The sequence below is a fragment of the Streptomyces sp. NPDC107471 genome, assembly GCF_055582845.1.
In genome coordinates this window covers 98,231-113,764 of sequence record NZ_JBVJPC010000005.1, presented here as the reverse complement: position 1 = coordinate 113,764, position 15,534 = coordinate 98,231, and the positions used below count along the sequence as shown (strand labels likewise).

Here is a 15,534-nt window from a genome sequence, read left to right as displayed (position 1 = left end):
CACCCCGCATGGCGCCCTCAGCCGGACGGGACGCTCAGCCGGACAGGATCCCCAGCCGGACAGGACCCTCAGTTCGTCCCGATCCGGGCCAGCAGATCCACGATCCGGGCCTGGACCTCGGGGCTCGTCGACCGCTCGGCGAGGAAGAGGACCGTCTCACCGGAGGCCAGCCGGGGCAGGTCGGCCTGGTCGACGGCGGCCGTGTAGACCACGAGCGGCGTCCGGTTGAGCTGTCCGTTGGCCCGCAGCCAGTCCACGATCCCGGCCCGCCGCGGGTGCACCTGCATGAGGTCCATCACGACGAGGTTCGGCCTGAGCTGTCCCGCCAGCGTCACCGCGTCCGCGTCGCTCGCCGCCCGCGCGACCTGCATCCCGCGCCGCTCCAACGTCGCCGTCAGCGCCAGCGCGATCTCCGCGTGCTCCTCGATCAGCAGCACCCGCGGCGGATGCTGCTCACTGTCCCGCGGCGCCAGCGCCTTCAGCAGTACGGCCGGATCGGCGCCGTACGCCGCCTCCCGCGAGGCCTGCCCCAGCCCGGCCGTCACCATGATCGGCACCTCGGACGCCACCGCCGCCTGCCGCAGCGACTGCAACGCGGTCCGCGTGATCGGCCCGGTCAGCGGGTCCACGAAGAGCGCGGCCGGGAACGCCGCGATCTGCGCGTCGACCTCCTCGCGCGACTGCACGACCACGGGACGGTACCCGCGGTCGCTCAACGCCTGCTGGGTCGTCACGTCCGGCGCGGGCCACACCAGCAGCCGCCGCGGGTTGTCCAGCGGCTCCGGGGGCAGCTCGTCGTCCATCGGCTGCGGCCGCGGGGTGTCCGGGATCTCGACGGCCCCACCGGGACCGTCCAACGGCTCGGGCCCCTCGGCGGCGTTCTCGTCCGGCGCCCCTATAGCGTACGACCGTCCGGCCGCCTCGGTGGCGTGCGCGAGCCGGGACTGCCCGGCCGTCGACGGCTGCGGAGCGGGCGCCGGCGCGGACACGGCCTGCTCGGCCGCCGGATGCGGGCGGCCGCCCTGCTCGGGGGCCGCCGTGGCGGCGGGGTCGGGCCGGGTGCCGAGCTTGCGCCGCCGTCCCGAGCCACCGGGCTGGTGCGGGGGAGGCGTGGCCGCCCCCGCCTGCTGCACCTGGGCCGCCTGCCGGGTGAACGGCACCCCCTGGCCGAGGGTCCGCACACTGATCGCCCGGCCCTGGGTGGAGTTCGGGTCGACGGGCGCGGCGGGAGCGGCCGCGGCTTCGGCGGGCAACGGCTGCGCCGCGGCCCGGGCCTGTGCCTGTGCCTGTGCCTGAAGAGCCTCCGCCGGGAGCGGCGTACCGGGCGGCGGGGTGGGCTGCCCGGCCGCTGGGGCCTGCGGGGGCTGGGCGGCGGGCTGGTTCGGGGGTACGGGGGCGGCGACACCGGCACCGGACGTGTCGTGACCGGCGGGCCACGGCTGGGAGGCGGGCGCGGCCGGGGCCTGCGCCTGGGGCTGGGGTGTCTCTGCCGGGAGGGGCTGACCGGCCGCCGGTACGGGCTGGGCCGGGGCCGCGGCGAGGGGGGAGGCCGGGGCAGGAGCGGCCTGCGCGATCAGGCCGGGCTGTCCGGTCGCGTCCTGCACGGGCACACCCGGGAACCCGGGGACCTGAACGGCGGCCTGCCCGGCGGGTGCGGGGACGTCCTGCGCGGGCTGGGCAACGGCCCGGCGACGCCGGCCCGTGGGCGCGTTGGTCGGGTGCGGCTGGGGCGGGGTGTGGTCGGCGGACTGGTCGTGCGGCACGGCGTCGTGCCGGCCGTGGTCACCGTGACCGTCGGCGGGCAGGGGCTGCACGAGACCGCCGGCGGGAACGGGGGTGGCCGCCGGTGCCGGTGCCCGACCGGGTGCCTGCGGCTGCCCCGGGACCTGGGCCGGGAGATGCCCCAGAACCTGCCCCGGAGCCACCGTCTGTCCCTGTGCCTGCACCTGGACCTGCGGCTGGGCCTGCACCTGAGCCGGGGCCGGGGCGTCGGCCGGGCGGTCCGCGTCGGCGGGCGGGAGGGCGAAGACCGAGCGGGGAGCCGCCTCCTGCGCGGCCGCACGCTCCGACGCGGCCGCGAGGGCCCGGCGCCTGCGCCCGTCCTGCTGCGGGGTGGCGTCACCGGCCGGGCCCTGCCCGGCGACCTGGAGCTCGCCCTGCGGTCGGCCCGGTTCGGCGGAGCCGCCCGCGGGCAACGCCGCCGGAAGTGCGTGCTGTTCGCCGCCCTCGCGCCGGGCCCGACGCCCGGCCGGGACCGGCACGCCCTGCGGCGGTACGGTCCCGCCGAGACCGGTGTTCACGGCCGCGGACCCGGCGCCGTGCTCGCCGGCCATCACCACGGCACCCTCGGACACCCCGGCCTCGGCGGCCTCGGCACCCTCGGCGGGCCGCCCACGACGCCGCCCGGTCCCGCCGGAGCCGTCGCCGTCGTCACCGGAGGTTTGCGCCGGTACGGACACGGGCTGTTCCTGCTCGGCCGCCGCCCGCCGCCTGCGCCGCCCGGTCGGCGGCACTGCGGGTGCCGCGGACTCGTCGGTCCCGGCCGGGACGTCGGCGTCCAGGAAGGAGTCGGTGGAGGAGCGCCGGGCCCGCCGCCGCCCGCCGCCGTCAGCGGGAGCGGTCTCCGGCGGAGTCACGCCCTCCACGGGGGCGGCCTCCGCGGGCGCGGCCTCCAGCGCGGCCGGACCGGGAGCCGCCACGGCCCCCGCCCCACCGCCGATGGGCACTTCGAGGACGTACGCGCTGCCGCTCATGCCGGGCACTTCGTGCGTCTGGAGCACACCGCCGTGGGCGCGCACGATCCCGCGCACGATCGGCTCGTGCACCGGGTCTCCCCCGGCGTACGGCCCGCGCACCTCGATGCGTACGCCCTCGCCGCGCTGCGCGGCCGCCACGACGACCGTGTTGTCCATGTAACCGCCCGCGGACACGGGCGAGTTCCCGGTCGCGTCGACCCCGGCCACGTCCGCGATGAGGTGCGCGAGCGCGGTCGCGAGGCGCTGGGCGTCGACCTCGGCCTCGATGGGCGGCGCGTGCACGGCGAACTGGACGCGTCCCGGCCCGATGAGCTCGACCGCGCCGTCCACACCGGCGGCGACGACCGCGTCGAGCATGACGTTGGTACGGACGACGACGTCGGCGCCCGCGTCGAGGCGCTGGTAACCGAGGACGTTGTCGATGAGGTTGGTGATGCGGGAGTAGCCGGCCGAGAGGTGGTGCAGGACCTGGTTGGCCTCGGGCCAGAGCTGTCCGGCGTCGTCGGCGGCGAGCGCGGCCAGTTCACGGCGCAGTTCGTCGAGGGGCCCGCGCAGGGAGCGTCCGAGCAGGGTGAGGAGCTGGTCGTGGCGGGCGGCCAGGGCCTCGAACCGGTCCTTCTCGCGCTCCCCGAGCGCGGCGTACCGCTCCTCGCCGGCGGCGAGTTCCTCGTCGTGCCGCTCCTGGAGCTCCTCCAGCTCGGCGATGTGCTTCTGGCGCAGCGCGGTCAGCTCGGAGGCGTGCTCCTCCTCCAACCGCTCCAGCTCCTCCGCGTGCGCCTTGTCGGCGGCGGACTTCTCGTCGGCGAGGGCGTCGTAGGGCCGCCGGTCGTTGAAGGTGAGCACGGCGCCGACGAGCTGGTCGCCGTCGCGCACGGGCGCGGTCGTCAGGTCGACCGGGACCTTCTCGCCCTTCTTCGACCACAGCACCTGTCCGCGCACCCGGTGCTTGCGCCCGGAGCGCAGGGTGTCGGCGAGCGGGGACTCCTCGTACGGGAAGGGGGTGCCGTCGGCGCGCGAGTGCAGGATGAGGTCGTGGAGCTCGCGCCCGCCGAGGTCGCTGGCCCGGTACCCCAGTATCTGGGCGGCGGCCGGGTTGACGAGGACGATCCGCCCGTCGGTGTCGGTGCCCACCACGCCCTCGGACGCGGCCCGCAGGATCATCTCGGTCTGCCGCTGCGAACGGGCCAGCTCGGCCTCGGTGTCGACGGTCCCGGTCAGGTCCCGTACGACGAGCATGAGCAGCTCGTCGCCGCTGTAGCCGTAACCGTCGTAGGCCTGCTGGCCGTTCTCCAGGTTGGCGCTGGTGACCTCGACGGGGAACTCGCTGCCGTCGGTCCTGCGCGCCACCATCCGGGTCGGCTTGGTCCGCCCGCGCGGGTCCATGTGGTCGGGCCGCCGCATCGAGCCCGGGATGAGCCGCGAGTCGAAGTGCGGCAGCAGGTCGAGCAGTCCCCGCCCCACCAGAGCCGTCCCGGGCGCCTCGAACGCCTCCAGGGCGATGGTGTTGGCGTTGACGACGGTCCCATTGGCGTTGACCAGCACCAACGCGTCGGGAAGCGCGTCGAGTATGGCTGCGAGGCGAGCAGCGCCTCGGGATGGCCTGCTGCTCACGAGACGCTTCCTCCCTGTTACCGCACCTTGCCGACCGTTCGGGCCATCTTGCCAAGGGGCCCGCGACGTGTCACGCGAGGGAGTCTAAGCGCAGCGGTTGTGCGGGGGTGCCGGATGAGAGGGAGGTCGCACGACGAAGTGAAGTAGAACGTGTGACCGCCCTTCGGGGGCTAGGTGTCCATGCCGGGGAGGAGGGGCACGAAGCGGTCCCAGCGGGCGGTCTCGCAGCCGTTGCTCCGGTCGAACCGGGCGTCCACGGGGCGTCCGGCCCACGTGCCCGTGACATGGGCGGTCGCGGGACCGCCGTAGAGCATCGTGCAGAGGCTGCCCTCGGGGACGGGGGCGAAGGTGTCCTTCCCCCACCGGGTGTTGCGGTCCAGGGCGGCGCAGGCGCCGTAGGCGTCGGGGTGGGTGCCGCGGGCGGGGTGGCAGTCGACCTCGAAGGTCCCGTCGGCACCGTGGCCCGCGTCCCGGACGGTGACGGTGAGGTGGTCGCCGGCCGGGGTGTACGCCGTCGCGGGGGTGGGGGCGAGGGCGGCGAGGAACAGCGGGAGCGGACTCAGTCGTGCGAGCCGGCCGAGCCGGATGACGTATGACATGCCCTGACTAACGGCGGAGGGGGCCGTACGTTGCGAGGGAGCGGTGGAGCGGGGGAAGGGGAGCTGCGGAAGGGGACCCGCGGAAGCGGCGAAAGCACTTTGCCCTGCGCCCCGCCTGCCTAGTACCGTGGGAGCCGATTGGTGGCACGACCTCCGGCTGTGTCATCATCTGCACGCACCACTCGCGCTCGCGCGGGCGGCTGTGCTGGAGGCGTCGCCTAGTCCGGTCTATGGCGCCGCACTGCTAATGCGGTTTGGGACTTACATCCCATCGAGGGTTCAAATCCCTCCGCCTCCGCGCAAGATCACGAAGCCCCGGTCCCAGCGACCGGGGCTTTGTCGTTCCCGCTTCGCTCAGATGTGCGTTTCCGCAGCTCACAAGGGGTATGGCTAACGGATTTCACATGCGAGCGGCAGTCATGTAATGTTCTTCCTGTCGCCGCGAGCGGCCCGGAAGGGCAAGGAGCGGCGAAAAAACAGAACAAGCACTCGTAGCTTAACGGATAGAGCATCTGACTACGGATCAGAAGGTTGCAGGTTCGAATCCTGCCGAGTGCACACAGAACAGAAGCCCCGGATTATTCCGGGGCTTCTGGCGTTTCTGGGGGTCGTACAGCCGTGGTTGCGGTCGGCGGGCGGTGCGGCTCATGCGGGGGACGTGGCCAGGGTGTGGAAGGCCCGGGTGGTGTGGGGGTGGGCCAGTTCGTCGAGGAGGTGGCGCCAGTCGGGGTCGGCGGCGGCCGGGTGGGCCTCGTCCCAGGCGGTGAGGAGCGGGGCCAGGTCGCTCTCGGGGGCGGGGTGGGCCGGCGGGGAGGACTGGAGCTGGTTCATGGGAGTTCCTTCCGGAGGGAGCCGCGTGCCGATGGGTTCCACGATGCCGTCGATCCCGGGGCCGCGACATGGAGCCGGCCGCCCGATCCGGGGTGGGGCAAGCCGCACCCCCAGGGGGTCGCCAGCCCCCGTCGCGGCGTTGTCGTACCCCTCTGCGATCGTGCCCGGCATGGGTGAACTGGTCGAGCGGGTGGACGAGGAGGACCGGGTCATCGGGGTGGTGGACCGGGCGGAGGCCATCGCGAAGGGGTGGCTGCACCGGGTCGCGACCACGGTCTGCCGTGATCCGCGCGGGCGGATCCTCGTGCACCGGCGGCCGGAGGGACTCTCCCGCTTCCCCGGGCAGTACAACTGGCTGGTGGGCGGGGCCGCGGAGGTCGGGGAGTCGTACGAGGAGGCGGCCGCCCGTGAACTCGCCGAGGAGCTCGGGGTGTTCGGGCAGCCGCGGTTCGTCCTCAAGTTCCTGTGCCGTGGCGGGAGCAGCCCCTACTGGCTCGGGGTGCACGAGGTGGTCGTGACCGCCGCGCTCGTGCCCGATCCGGAGGAGATCGCATGGTGCGGGTGGTTCCGGGAGGGCGAGTTGCTGGAGGCGGTGCGCGGCGGGGCGTTCGTGTCCGACGGGGTGGAGGCCCTTCGGCGGTACACGGAAGTCCCCGGTGCCGGGTCACCTCTGTGAGGTGCGGCAGGGGCACGCCCCGTTCAGCAGACCGGGCTCACCGCGGTGCGCGGCAGGGCCGGGCGGGGCAGGGCCACGACCGTCCCGGCCGGGCGCGGGTCCTTGCGGGGGCCGGCGAAGACGAACAGGCGCAGAACCAGGAAGCGGCCGATGCCGGCCAGCGCTGAGGCGCCGAGGTAGACCGCCTGTTGCGTGAGCATCCCCGGCGTCGACTGGACCAGGTGGAGCAGGAGCATCGCGGCGCAGGTGACCGCGTACGCGGCGGCCGCCGAGCCGGAGGACTGCAGGTGCCGGCGCCAGCCGGGGCGGCGGCCGGTGCCGAAGGTGAACAGGGCGTGCAGCTCGGTGCACAGCAGCGTGGAGGCCACGGTGACCACCGCGTTCGCCATCGCCCACGGCATCGTCACCGCGACCAGCGGAACCGCGAAGCTGGACAGGACACCGATCCCGCCGCCGCAGACGACGAACCGCACGAAGGAGGCGACGGGGCCCGGCGTGGACAGGGACGGGGTCCGGTCGGCCGTCTGCGGCTCCATTGGGGTTTCCTCACGCTCGGCGCCGGGTTGTCGATCCGCTGGATCCCGGGTGGACCAGCCGTGATCAACGATGCCGTCGCGAGGGCGCCGAATCGATGGAGCGCACTCCCGAACCGAAGGTAGGGCTGGCTGCACCCCCGGGGTGGGGTACCCCCGCCAACTCCCGCTGCGGCAAAGGTCACCCGCCCGCAGCACAGCCCCGCTACTCGCCCTCCGCGTCCTTCGCCCGCAGCTCCTCGATATAGGCGAGCGACAGGTTCGTCGTACGGCTGAACCAGTCGTGGAGCACGGCGATCTCGTCGGCGGAGTACTCGGCGAAGACGGCGTCGAGGCGGTCGTAGTACGGCTGATACAGGGCGACGACCTTGGCCACGGCGTCGGGCTGCGCGGCGACCCGGACGCGGCGGCGGTCGGTGGGGTCGGGGACGCGGGTGACGTATCCGCCGCGTTCGAGCCGGTTGAGGATGCCGGTGACCGCGCCGGTCGTGACGTGGGCGTGCTCGGCCAGGTCGCCCGCGGTGAGGAGGTTCTCGCCGGCCTTCAGGACGCAGGCGAAGCTCAGCAGGTCGGTGACGTTCAGGCCCAGCCGCTGGGCCATCTCCTGCTGGCCGAGGTGGGCGGTGGCGATGAAGAAGTCCATCGCCTCCAGGGCCTGGGCCGGAGTGGCGGAGGGGCGGGGCTCGGCGTGCATCGGAATCCTTATTCCCTTAGCGTCTAAGAGGTTTCTGCGGTAAATTTCTTAGGAGGTGAGAGAACGGGTCGAGGAGGCTCTGTGAGTGCACATCAGTATGACGAGGGGCACACGGTCGCGGGCTGGACCGGCGTCGCCGTCGCCACCGTGGGGACGTCCGTGCTGGGGCTCGGGGTGTGCACGGTGTCCGGCGTGCTGATCGCCGTCGGTCTCGCGATCACCGCGGCGAGCGCCCTCGTGACCTGGGCCCTGCACCTCACCGGCTGGGGCAAGCCGCCGGGGCGCAGGCCGCGCGAGGAGTGGGGGATGCGGGTGCGGGACACGGGTGCGCGGCAGGGGCACCCGGGGTGCGTCGGATGCCGGATGGCGGGACGCGGCGGTGCGCGGGCCCGGGTGGTCGGGGCGCGGGGGGCGGGGGAGCTGGTGTCCGTGGCGCCCAGGGGTGTGGAGCCGGTGCGCGTGGGGTCGGGGGCGGGGTCGGCGGGGACGGTCTCCGAGGCGCCGGCGTCCGTGTAGTCGGAGTTGTCCGTGGAGCCGGTGTCCTGGAGTTGCTGCGCTTGTCGGTGCCGGCGCTTCTCGTGCCGTCCCCGTTGTCAGTGGTGCCCCCTACCCTCGTGAGAGATGGCACAGGGATGGAAGTGCGCGGGGTTGTCGTGGTCGGCGGACGGGCCCGTGCTGCGCTGGGACGGGGGGCGGCGCAGTGCGCTGACCTGGGGGAAGCGGGTGGCCTTCGGGGTCGCTGAGGGGGGTGTGCGGACATGTGTGGGGGCTCGGGGGCACGCGTGTCCGACGCGGGCCGCGGTGTCGGTGCGGAGCACGGGGGCGCGGTGCGAGGAGTGCGCGCGACTGGACCGGGCGCACTCCGTGGCGGCCGACACCCTCGCGGACGATCCGCGTCCGTACCGGGTGTATCTGGCGTGGTTCGGGCCCGGCATGGTCAAGGTCGGCATCACGGCGTTCGAGCGGGGCCCGGCGCGCCTGTGGGAGCAGGGTGCCGTCTGTTTCAGTTGGCTCGGCACGGGTCCGCTGATGGCCGCGCGGCGCACCGAGGAACTGCTGCGGGCCGCGCTCTCGGTACCCGACCGCATTCCCTACGGTGCCAAGCGGGCCGTACGGTCCGCCCTGCCGGTCTCGGCCGCCGAGCGGGCCGCCGAGATCGCCGAACTGCACGCGCGCGCGGTGGCGTTGGGCGGCTGGCCGGAGTCCCTCGCGCGGGCGCCGTACCGACCGGTCGACCACGTCGAGATCTTCGGCCTCGCCGGAGTGCCCACCGCCGTGGGTGAGGTGACCGGGCTCGTCGCGGGCGGGTCGGTGGGGGGACGGCTCCTCGCGGCCGCGGGTCCCGACCTGCACCTGGAGACGGCGGGCGGGGGAGCCGTCGTACTGGACACACGGCTGATGACCGGATGGGAGCTGGTCCCGGCCGACGGGGCGGAAACCACCGTGCCGGTGCGGGAGTTCAGGGAGGCGCCGGGGGTGCAGGACGGGTTGTTCTGAGGGGGCGGCCGACGGGAAGGGACGGAGGGGGTGCCGCCTCGGCCGCACGGCTTGTCCGCGTGTCGAACAAGCCATTCCCCAGGCGTTCCCTGAGAGCCGCCTGTGCGTTTCTCAGGAAAATCACAGACTGCCGAAAGGGTGCTCTCAGGGGGCCCCGACATGGTGTTCACCATGACCACGACCTCGCCCCAGGGGCGCACCGAACTGCTGAGGCCGGACGGGAGCCCCGTCCGAGTGCTTGTGGTGGACGACGAGCTGTCGATCACCGAACTGCTGTCCATGGCCCTCCGCTACGAGGGATGGCAGATCCGCAGCGCCGGCGACGGCACGGGCGCCGTCCAGACCGCACGGGAGTTCCGGCCCGACGCCGTCGTCCTGGACATGATGCTTCCGGACATGGACGGCCTCACCGTCCTGGGGCGGCTGCGGCGCGAGCTGCCGGACGTGCCCGTGCTGTTCCTCACGGCGAAGGACGCGGTCGAGGACCGTATCGCCGGGCTCACCGCCGGTGGCGACGACTACGTCACCAAGCCGTTCAGCCTCGAAGAGGTCGTGGCCCGGCTGCGCGGACTCATCCGCCGCTCCGGAGCCGCAGACCGCCGCTCCGACTCCGTGCTGGTCGTCGGTGACCTCACCCTCGACGAGGACAGCCACGAGGTCTCCCGGGCCGGGGAGAACATCCACCTGACCGCGACCGAGTTCGAATTGCTGCGGTTCCTGATGCGCAATCCCCGCCGGGTGCTCAGCAAGGCGCAGATCCTCGACCGGGTGTGGTCCTACGACTTCGGCGGCCAGGCCAACGTCGTCGAGCTCTACATCTCCTACCTGCGCCGGAAGATCGACGCGGGCCGTGAGCCGATGATCCACACCCGGCGCGGCGCCGGATACCTGATCAAGCCCGCCGCGTCATGAGCGGGCGACGACGGCCGCGGGCGCAGAAGCGAGCAGGGCGAGCAGGCAAGCCGCGCACGCTGCGGACGCGGCTCGTCGTCGCGTCGGTGGTGCTGATCGCCGTGGTCTGCGCGGTGATCGGCACCGTGACGACACTGGCGTTGCGGTCGCATCTGTACGACCAACTGGACGGCAAGCTGCGGGAGACCGCCGGGCGCGCGGTGGGCTTCGGCAGGGACAACGCACCCCAGCAGGACAAGAAGCCTCCGCAGGACCCGCCCGTCTCGGAGAAGTCGGTTTCGGCGAGCGACAAGGCCGCGAACCTCATCGATCAGGCCCCGACGCAACCCGACACCGTCGCCGCGTACGTGCAGAAGGGCAAGATCGTCAGTGCCGCCTTCGCCGAGCAGCAGAAGGACAGCAACGGCGACTTCAAGGGCATGACGGCGGCCAAGCTCAACGCCGCGCAGAAGGCGGCCCTCGCCACCGTGCCCCAGGACGACAACGCCCACACCGTGGAGATCCCCGGCCTCGGTGAGTACCGCGTCCAGTACGTGACGAGCAGGGACAACACCGACTCGTACTACATCGCCCTGCCCACCGACGACGTCAACAGCACCATCAACACCCTGATCCTCGTCGAGATCAGCGTCACCGCCGCCGGCCTCGGCGCCGCCGTCATCGCCGGTTACGTCCTCGTCGGGCTCGCCACCCGCCCCCTGCGCAAGGTCGCCAACACCGCCACCAGGGTCTCCGAACTGCCGCTCCACACCGGCGAGGTCAACCTGAGCGAGCGGGTGCCCGAGTCGGAGTGCGACCCGCACACCGAGGTCGGCCAGGTCGGCTCCGCGCTGAACAGGATGCTGGACCACGTCCACGGCGCCCTGCACGCCCGGCAGCAGAGCGAGATGCGGGTCCGGCAGTTCGTCGCCGACGCCAGTCACGAGCTCAGAACCCCGCTCGCCTCCATCCGCGGCTACGCCGAGCTCACCCGGCGCGGCAGGGAACAGGTCGGCCCCGACACCCGGCACGCCCTGGGCCGTATCGAGTCCGAGGCGGGCCGGATGACGCTGCTCGTGGAGGACCTGCTGCTGCTCGCGCGCCTGGACGCCGGGCGGCCGCTCCAGTTCGAGCAGACCGACCTCATCCCGCTCGTCGTGGACACCATCAGCGACGCCCGCGCGGCCGGCATGGACCACAACTGGCGCCTCGACCTGCCCGACGAACCCGCCCTCGTCTCCGGTGACGCGGCCCGTCTCCAGCAGGTGCTCATCAACCTGCTCGGCAACGCCCGCAAGCACACCCCGCCGGGTACGACGGTCACCGCGCGCGTGCAGCGCCGCGGACCGTGGATGTGCGTGGACGTCGAGGACAACGGCCAGGGCATCCCGTCCGACCTGCTCCCGCACGTCTTCGAACGGTTCGCGCGCGGCGACTCCGCGCGCTCCCGCGCCACCGGGTCCACCGGGCTCGGCCTCGCCATCGTGCAGGCCGTCGCGACCGCGCACGGCGGCGCGGTGACCGTGGACAGCGTCCCGGGGCGGACCGTGTTCACCATGCACCTGCCCGCGGTCGGGCCGGCGGCCCCCCGTCCGGCGCCCCAAACCGACCGGCGATCGCACTCACAGGCACAGCACAGCGCCGCCATATGGGTGCAACAGGGGGCTTGACCAGAGTCGTTCACATGCGAACCGACTCTTCTCCCGGCACCCTGCCGGCGCGGGAGCACCTCCCGGCCGGCGACGCCGGTACGCCTGTCCTGGACGTAGTGATCCCCGTCTACAACGAGGAGAAGGACCTCCAGCCGTGTGTGCTGAGACTGCACGAACACCTCAAGCGCACGTTCCCGTACGCGTTCCGCATCACCATCGCGGACAACGCGTCGACGGACACCACTCCCCTGGTGTCCCGGCGGTTGGAGACGGAGATCGCGGAGGTCAGGGCCTTCCGGCTGGAGCAGAAGGGTCGTGGCCGGGCGCTGCGGACCGTCTGGTCGGCCTCGGACTCCCCCGTCCTCGCCTACATGGACGTGGACCTGTCCACCGACCTCAACGCCCTGCTGCCGCTGGTGGCCCCGCTGATCTCGGGCCACTCCGACCTGGCGATCGGCTCCCGGCTCGCCCGCAGCTCCCGGGTGGTGCGCGGTCCCAAGCGCGAGTTCATCAGCCGCGCCTACAACCTCATCCTGCGCGGCTCCCTCCAGGCCCGCTTCTCCGACGCCCAGTGCGGCTTCAAGGCCATCCGGCGTGACGTGGCGCAGGTCCTGCTGCCGCTCGTCGAGGACACCGGCTGGTTCTTCGACACCGAGATGCTGGTCATCGCCGAGCGCGCGGGACTGCGTATCCACGAGGTGCCCGTCGACTGGGTCGACGACCCCGACTCCACCGTCCACATCGTGAAGACGGCGACCGAGGACCTCAAGGGGGTGTGGCGGGTGGGCAAGGCGCTGGCGAGCGGATCGCTGCCGCTGGACCGGATCACCCGGCCCTTCGGTGACGACCCGCGCGACCGCGAGATCCAGGACGTGCCGAAGGGGCTGGCCCGCCAGCTCGTCGGGTTCTGTGTCGTCGGCGGTCTGTCGACCCTCTTCTACCTCGTCCTCTACAGCGCCTTCCGGCAGTTCAGCGGCTCCCAGATCGCCAACGCGCTGGCCCTGCTGGTCTCCGCGGTCGCCAACACCGCCGCCAACCGGCGACTGACCTTCGGGGTGCGGGGGCGCGGCGGTGCCGTCCGGCACCAGGCGCAGGGCCTGGTCGTCTTCGGTATCGGCCTCGCACTGACCAGCGGCTCCCTCGCCGCCCTCAACGCGGCCAGCAGCGACCCCGCGCACTCCACCGAGCTGGCGGTGCTGATCGCCGCCAACCTCGCGGCGACCGTGCTGCGCTTCCTGCTCTTCCGGGCCTGGGTCTTCCCCGACCGCGGTGACGACGACCGGTCCCGGTCCACCGTCGTCGCCGCCCACACCCCGTCCTCGCCGACCTACTCCACCCAGCAGCTCCCGCAGCAGCCGTACGCACCGCTGCCCCAGCGTCCGGCGAACCAGTACGCGCCGCCGCCGTACACCACCGCGTCCCCGTACGACACGACCGAGTTCCGCGCCGGTGAAGCCGCGGAGCAGCGCTCCTGGAGGGACGCGACCGTGCAGTTGCAGCCGGTGCGCCCGACCGACACCGACCCGAGGAACTCCTGATGACCACGCAGACCGACCGTCCGGCCCCGCAGGGTTCCGGGTGGGGTCCGGCGGCGACGGCCCCCGAAGCGCCGGTCGCCGCCCCGGCCCCCGAGTCCGGTGAACCCCGGCAGCCCTTCGTCCGCGGACTGTGGCGCGGCCGCCCCGAGGACCCCCGCTGGGCGCGCCCGGCCTTCCTCGGCCTGCTGGCCGCGACCCTCCTGCTCTACCTGTACAACCTGAGCTCCTCCGGCTACGCCAACTCCTTCTACTCGGCGGCGGTCCAGGCCGGCAGCCAGTCCTGGAAGGCGTTCTTCTTCGGCTCGCTGGACGCGGGCAACGCCATCACCGTCGACAAGCCGCCGGCCTCGCTGTGGCCGATGGAGCTGTCGGTGCGGGTCTTCGGCCTGAACTCCTGGGCGATCCTGGTCCCCGAGGTCCTGATGGGCGTCGGCACGGTCGCCGTCGTCCACGCCTCCGTGCGCCGCCGGTTCAGCCCCGCGGCCGGTCTGATCGCGGGCGCCGTGCTCGCGCTCACCCCCGTCGCGGCGCTGATGTTCCGGTTCAACAACCCCGACGCCATGCTGGCCCTCCTGATGGCCGCGGCCTGCTACTTCGTGGTCCGCGCCCTGGAGGACGGCCGCACCAGGTGGCTGCTGTGGGCCGGTGCCGCGATCGGCTTCGCGTTCCTCGCGAAGACCCTCCAGGCCTTCCTGATCCTGCCGCCGCTGGCGATCGTGTACGCCGTCTGCGCCCCGGTCTCCGTGCGGAAGCGGGTCGGTCAACTGGCCGCGGCCACCCTGGCGTTGATCGTGTCCGGCGGCTGGTGGGTGGCGATCGTCGAGCTGTGGCCCGCCTCCTCGCGTCCGTACATCGGCGGCTCCCAGAACAACTCCTTCCTGGAACTGACCTTCGGCTACAACGGCTTCGGCCGTCTCAGCGGCGACGAGACCGGCTCGGTCGGCGGCGGCGGTGGCGCGGGCGGCACCGGCCAGTGGGGCGAGACCGGCTGGGACCGGATGTTCAACTCCGAGATCGGCGGCCAGATCTCCTGGCTGCTGCCGGCCGCGCTGATCCTGCTCGTCGCCGGACTGGTGGCGACCCGCAGACTCGGCAGGACCAGCGTCAGGCGCGGTTCGTTCCTGGTCTGGGGCGGCTCGCTGCTGATGACCGTGATCGTCTTCAGCTACATGGCGGGCATCTTCCACCAGTACTACACGGTGGCCCTCGCGCCCTACATCGCGGCCGTGATCGGCATGGGCGCCGGCGTCCTGTGGGAGAAGCGCGCCGAGCTGTGGGCGTCGATCACCCTCGCGGCCTCGGTCGTGGCGGCGGCCGCCTGGAGCTACTTCCTCCTCAACCGCACCTCCGACTACCTGCCCTGGCTGAAGTACCTGGTCCTGATCGGCGGCCTGGTCGCCGCGCTCGGCCTGATCTTCGCGGGCCGGGTCGGCCGCCGACTCGCCCTCGCGGCGGCCTCCCTGGGCCTGGCGGCCTCGCTGGCCGGCCCGACGGCGTACACCCTCAGCACCCTCCAGGAGGGCCACACCGGTTCCATCGTGACGGCGGGCCCGTCGGGCGCGTCCATGATGGGCGGCGGCGGTCCGGGCGGAGGCGGCGGTGGCCGCGGCGGCTTCGGCGGCGGCATGCCCGGCCAGCAGGGCCGGCAGAACGGCAACGGCAACACGCAGGGCGGTGGCACGGGCGGCTTCCCCGGCGGCGGCATGCCGGGCCAGCAGGGCCAGCAGAACGGCAACGGCGGCACCCGGAACCAGCAGGGCGGCCCCGGCGGACAGACCGGTGACGGCGGTGGCACGGGCGGCGGCGGTGGCGTCGGCGGCCTGCTGAACGGCGCGAGCGTCAGCTCCGAGGCCAAGAAGCTGCTGGAGACGGACTCGTCGGAGTACACCTGGGCCGCGGCGGCCATCGGCGCCCAGAACGCGGCGAGTTACCAGCTCTCCACGGGCGACGCGGTGATGGCGATCGGCGGCTTCAACGGCACCGACCCGTCCCCGACCCTGGCCCAGTTCAAGAAGTACGTGGAGGACGGCAGGATCCACTACTTCATCTCCAGCGGCTCGGGCGGCGGCATGGGCGGCAGCAGCAGCGGTACGTCCTCGCAGATCACCTCGTGGGTCGAGGCCAACTTCAAGAAGGTCACGGTCGGTTCGGCCACCTTCTACGACCTCACCCAGAAGGCGAGCGGCTGACGGTTCGCGACCGAAGAAGGGCGGTGACCTCGGTCGCCGCCCTTCTCGTCGTACGGCGGGAAACCGC

General features: G+C 73.0%; 12 protein-coding genes and 2 tRNA genes. 9 read left to right on the top strand and 5 right to left on the bottom strand.

Annotated features, from left to right (window positions below):
- Positions 1-68: 68 nt before the first annotated feature.
- Together ACZ66S_RS17985 and ACZ66S_RS17980 are read right to left on the bottom strand one after the other, a co-directional pair.
- Complete coding sequence (locus ACZ66S_RS17985) at positions 69-4,367, bottom strand: PAS domain-containing protein (protein WP_469902491.1); 4,299 nt, start codon at positions 4,365-4,367, stop codon at positions 69-71.
- A gap of 170 nt (positions 4,368-4,537) precedes the next feature.
- A complete protein-coding gene (locus ACZ66S_RS17980) occupies positions 4,538-4,966 on the bottom strand; it encodes an SSI family serine proteinase inhibitor (protein ID WP_469902490.1) in 429 nt (142 codons plus the stop codon).
- Positions 4,967-5,173: 207 nt separating this feature from the next.
- On the opposite strand from ACZ66S_RS17980, the gene ACZ66S_RS17975 reads away from it, so the two are divergent.
- Positions 5,174-5,264: transfer RNA gene (locus ACZ66S_RS17975), tRNA-Ser, on the top strand.
- 187 nt (positions 5,265-5,451) lie between these two features.
- Positions 5,452-5,524: transfer RNA gene (locus ACZ66S_RS17970), tRNA-Arg, on the top strand.
- An 87-nt stretch (positions 5,525-5,611) separates the two neighbouring features.
- Here the strand turns inward: ACZ66S_RS17970 and ACZ66S_RS17965 are convergent.
- Positions 5,612-5,797: a hypothetical protein gene (locus ACZ66S_RS17965; protein ID WP_469902489.1), complete on the bottom strand. Its 186-nt coding sequence runs from the start codon at positions 5,795-5,797 to the stop codon at positions 5,612-5,614.
- Positions 5,798-5,966: 169 nt separating this feature from the next.
- Here ACZ66S_RS17965 and ACZ66S_RS17960 point away from each other — a divergent pair, with 169 nt between their 5' ends.
- The gene (locus ACZ66S_RS17960; RefSeq protein ID WP_469902488.1) at positions 5,967-6,473 is read left to right on the top strand and encodes an NUDIX domain-containing protein; all 507 of its coding nucleotides are present in this window, start codon (positions 5,967-5,969) and stop codon (positions 6,471-6,473) included.
- A gap of 23 nt (positions 6,474-6,496) precedes the next feature.
- Here the strand turns inward: ACZ66S_RS17960 and ACZ66S_RS17955 are convergent, their stop codons facing one another.
- Both ACZ66S_RS17955 and ACZ66S_RS17950 read right to left on the bottom strand, forming a co-directional pair.
- Positions 6,497-7,009, bottom strand: coding sequence for a GtrA family protein (locus tag ACZ66S_RS17955; protein WP_469902487.1), 513 nt, complete (start codon positions 7,007-7,009; stop codon positions 6,497-6,499).
- Between the two features lie 202 nt (positions 7,010-7,211).
- Positions 7,212-7,700 (bottom strand): MarR family winged helix-turn-helix transcriptional regulator, encoded by a 489-nt coding sequence (locus ACZ66S_RS17950; protein WP_469902486.1) that lies wholly within the window; start codon positions 7,698-7,700, stop codon positions 7,212-7,214.
- A gap of 81 nt (positions 7,701-7,781) precedes the next feature.
- Here ACZ66S_RS17950 and ACZ66S_RS17945 point away from each other — a divergent pair, with 81 nt between their 5' ends.
- The 6 genes from ACZ66S_RS17945 to ACZ66S_RS17920 all read left to right on the top strand — a co-directional run bounded on the left by ACZ66S_RS17945 (position 7,782) and on the right by ACZ66S_RS17920 (position 15,467).
- Positions 7,782-8,216 carry an HGxxPAAW family protein gene (locus tag ACZ66S_RS17945; protein WP_469902485.1) on the top strand — a complete coding sequence of 145 codons (435 nt, stop codon included), beginning with the start codon at positions 7,782-7,784 and terminating at the stop codon, positions 8,214-8,216.
- 105 nt (positions 8,217-8,321) lie between these two features.
- On the top strand, positions 8,322-9,197 hold the full coding sequence (locus tag ACZ66S_RS17940; protein ID WP_469902484.1) for a DUF2797 domain-containing protein: 876 nt from the start codon (positions 8,322-8,324) through the stop codon (positions 9,195-9,197).
- 171 nt (positions 9,198-9,368) lie between these two features.
- Positions 9,369-10,109, top strand: coding sequence for a response regulator transcription factor (locus ACZ66S_RS17935; protein WP_037711888.1), 741 nt, complete (start codon positions 9,369-9,371; stop codon positions 10,107-10,109).
- Positions 10,106-11,758 (top strand): ATP-binding protein, encoded by a 1,653-nt coding sequence (locus ACZ66S_RS17930; RefSeq protein WP_469902483.1) that lies wholly within the window; start codon positions 10,106-10,108, stop codon positions 11,756-11,758. The genes ACZ66S_RS17935 and ACZ66S_RS17930 overlap by 4 nt, the downstream gene beginning before the upstream one ends.
- 14 nt (positions 11,759-11,772) lie before the next feature.
- Positions 11,773-13,278, top strand: a complete 1,506-nt coding sequence (locus ACZ66S_RS17925; protein ID WP_469902482.1) for a bifunctional glycosyltransferase family 2/GtrA family protein — start codon at positions 11,773-11,775, stop codon at positions 13,276-13,278.
- Complete coding sequence (locus ACZ66S_RS17920; RefSeq protein WP_469902481.1) at positions 13,278-15,467, top strand: ArnT family glycosyltransferase; 2,190 nt, start codon at positions 13,278-13,280, stop codon at positions 15,465-15,467. Before ACZ66S_RS17925 ends, ACZ66S_RS17920 begins: the two co-directional genes overlap by 1 nt.
- Positions 15,468-15,534 lie beyond the last annotated feature (67 nt).

What these genes read in the sequence shown, in the direction of transcription:
- ACZ66S_RS17930 (WP_469902483.1), top strand. Translation starts at nt 10,106, where the DNA reads ATGAGCGGGCGACGACGGCCGCGGGCGCAGAAGCGAGCAGGGCGAGCA.
- ACZ66S_RS17955 (WP_469902487.1), bottom strand. Translation starts at nt 7,009, where the DNA reads ATGGAGCCGCAGACGGCCGACCGGACCCCGTCCCTGTCCACGCCGGGC.
- ACZ66S_RS17920 (WP_469902481.1), top strand. Translation starts at nt 13,278, where the DNA reads ATGACCACGCAGACCGACCGTCCGGCCCCGCAGGGTTCCGGGTGGGGT.
- ACZ66S_RS17950 (WP_469902486.1), bottom strand. Translation starts at nt 7,700, where the DNA reads ATGCACGCCGAGCCCCGCCCCTCCGCCACTCCGGCCCAGGCCCTGGAG.
- ACZ66S_RS17940 (WP_469902484.1), top strand. Translation starts at nt 8,322, where the DNA reads ATGGCACAGGGATGGAAGTGCGCGGGGTTGTCGTGGTCGGCGGACGGG.
- ACZ66S_RS17925 (WP_469902482.1), top strand. Translation starts at nt 11,773, where the DNA reads ATGCGAACCGACTCTTCTCCCGGCACCCTGCCGGCGCGGGAGCACCTC.
- ACZ66S_RS17935 (WP_037711888.1), top strand. Translation starts at nt 9,369, where the DNA reads ATGACCACGACCTCGCCCCAGGGGCGCACCGAACTGCTGAGGCCGGAC.
- ACZ66S_RS17960 (WP_469902488.1), top strand. Translation starts at nt 5,967, where the DNA reads ATGGGTGAACTGGTCGAGCGGGTGGACGAGGAGGACCGGGTCATCGGG.
- ACZ66S_RS17965 (WP_469902489.1), bottom strand. Translation starts at nt 5,797, where the DNA reads ATGAACCAGCTCCAGTCCTCCCCGCCGGCCCACCCCGCCCCCGAGAGC.
- ACZ66S_RS17980 (WP_469902490.1), bottom strand. Translation starts at nt 4,966, where the DNA reads ATGTCATACGTCATCCGGCTCGGCCGGCTCGCACGACTGAGTCCGCTC.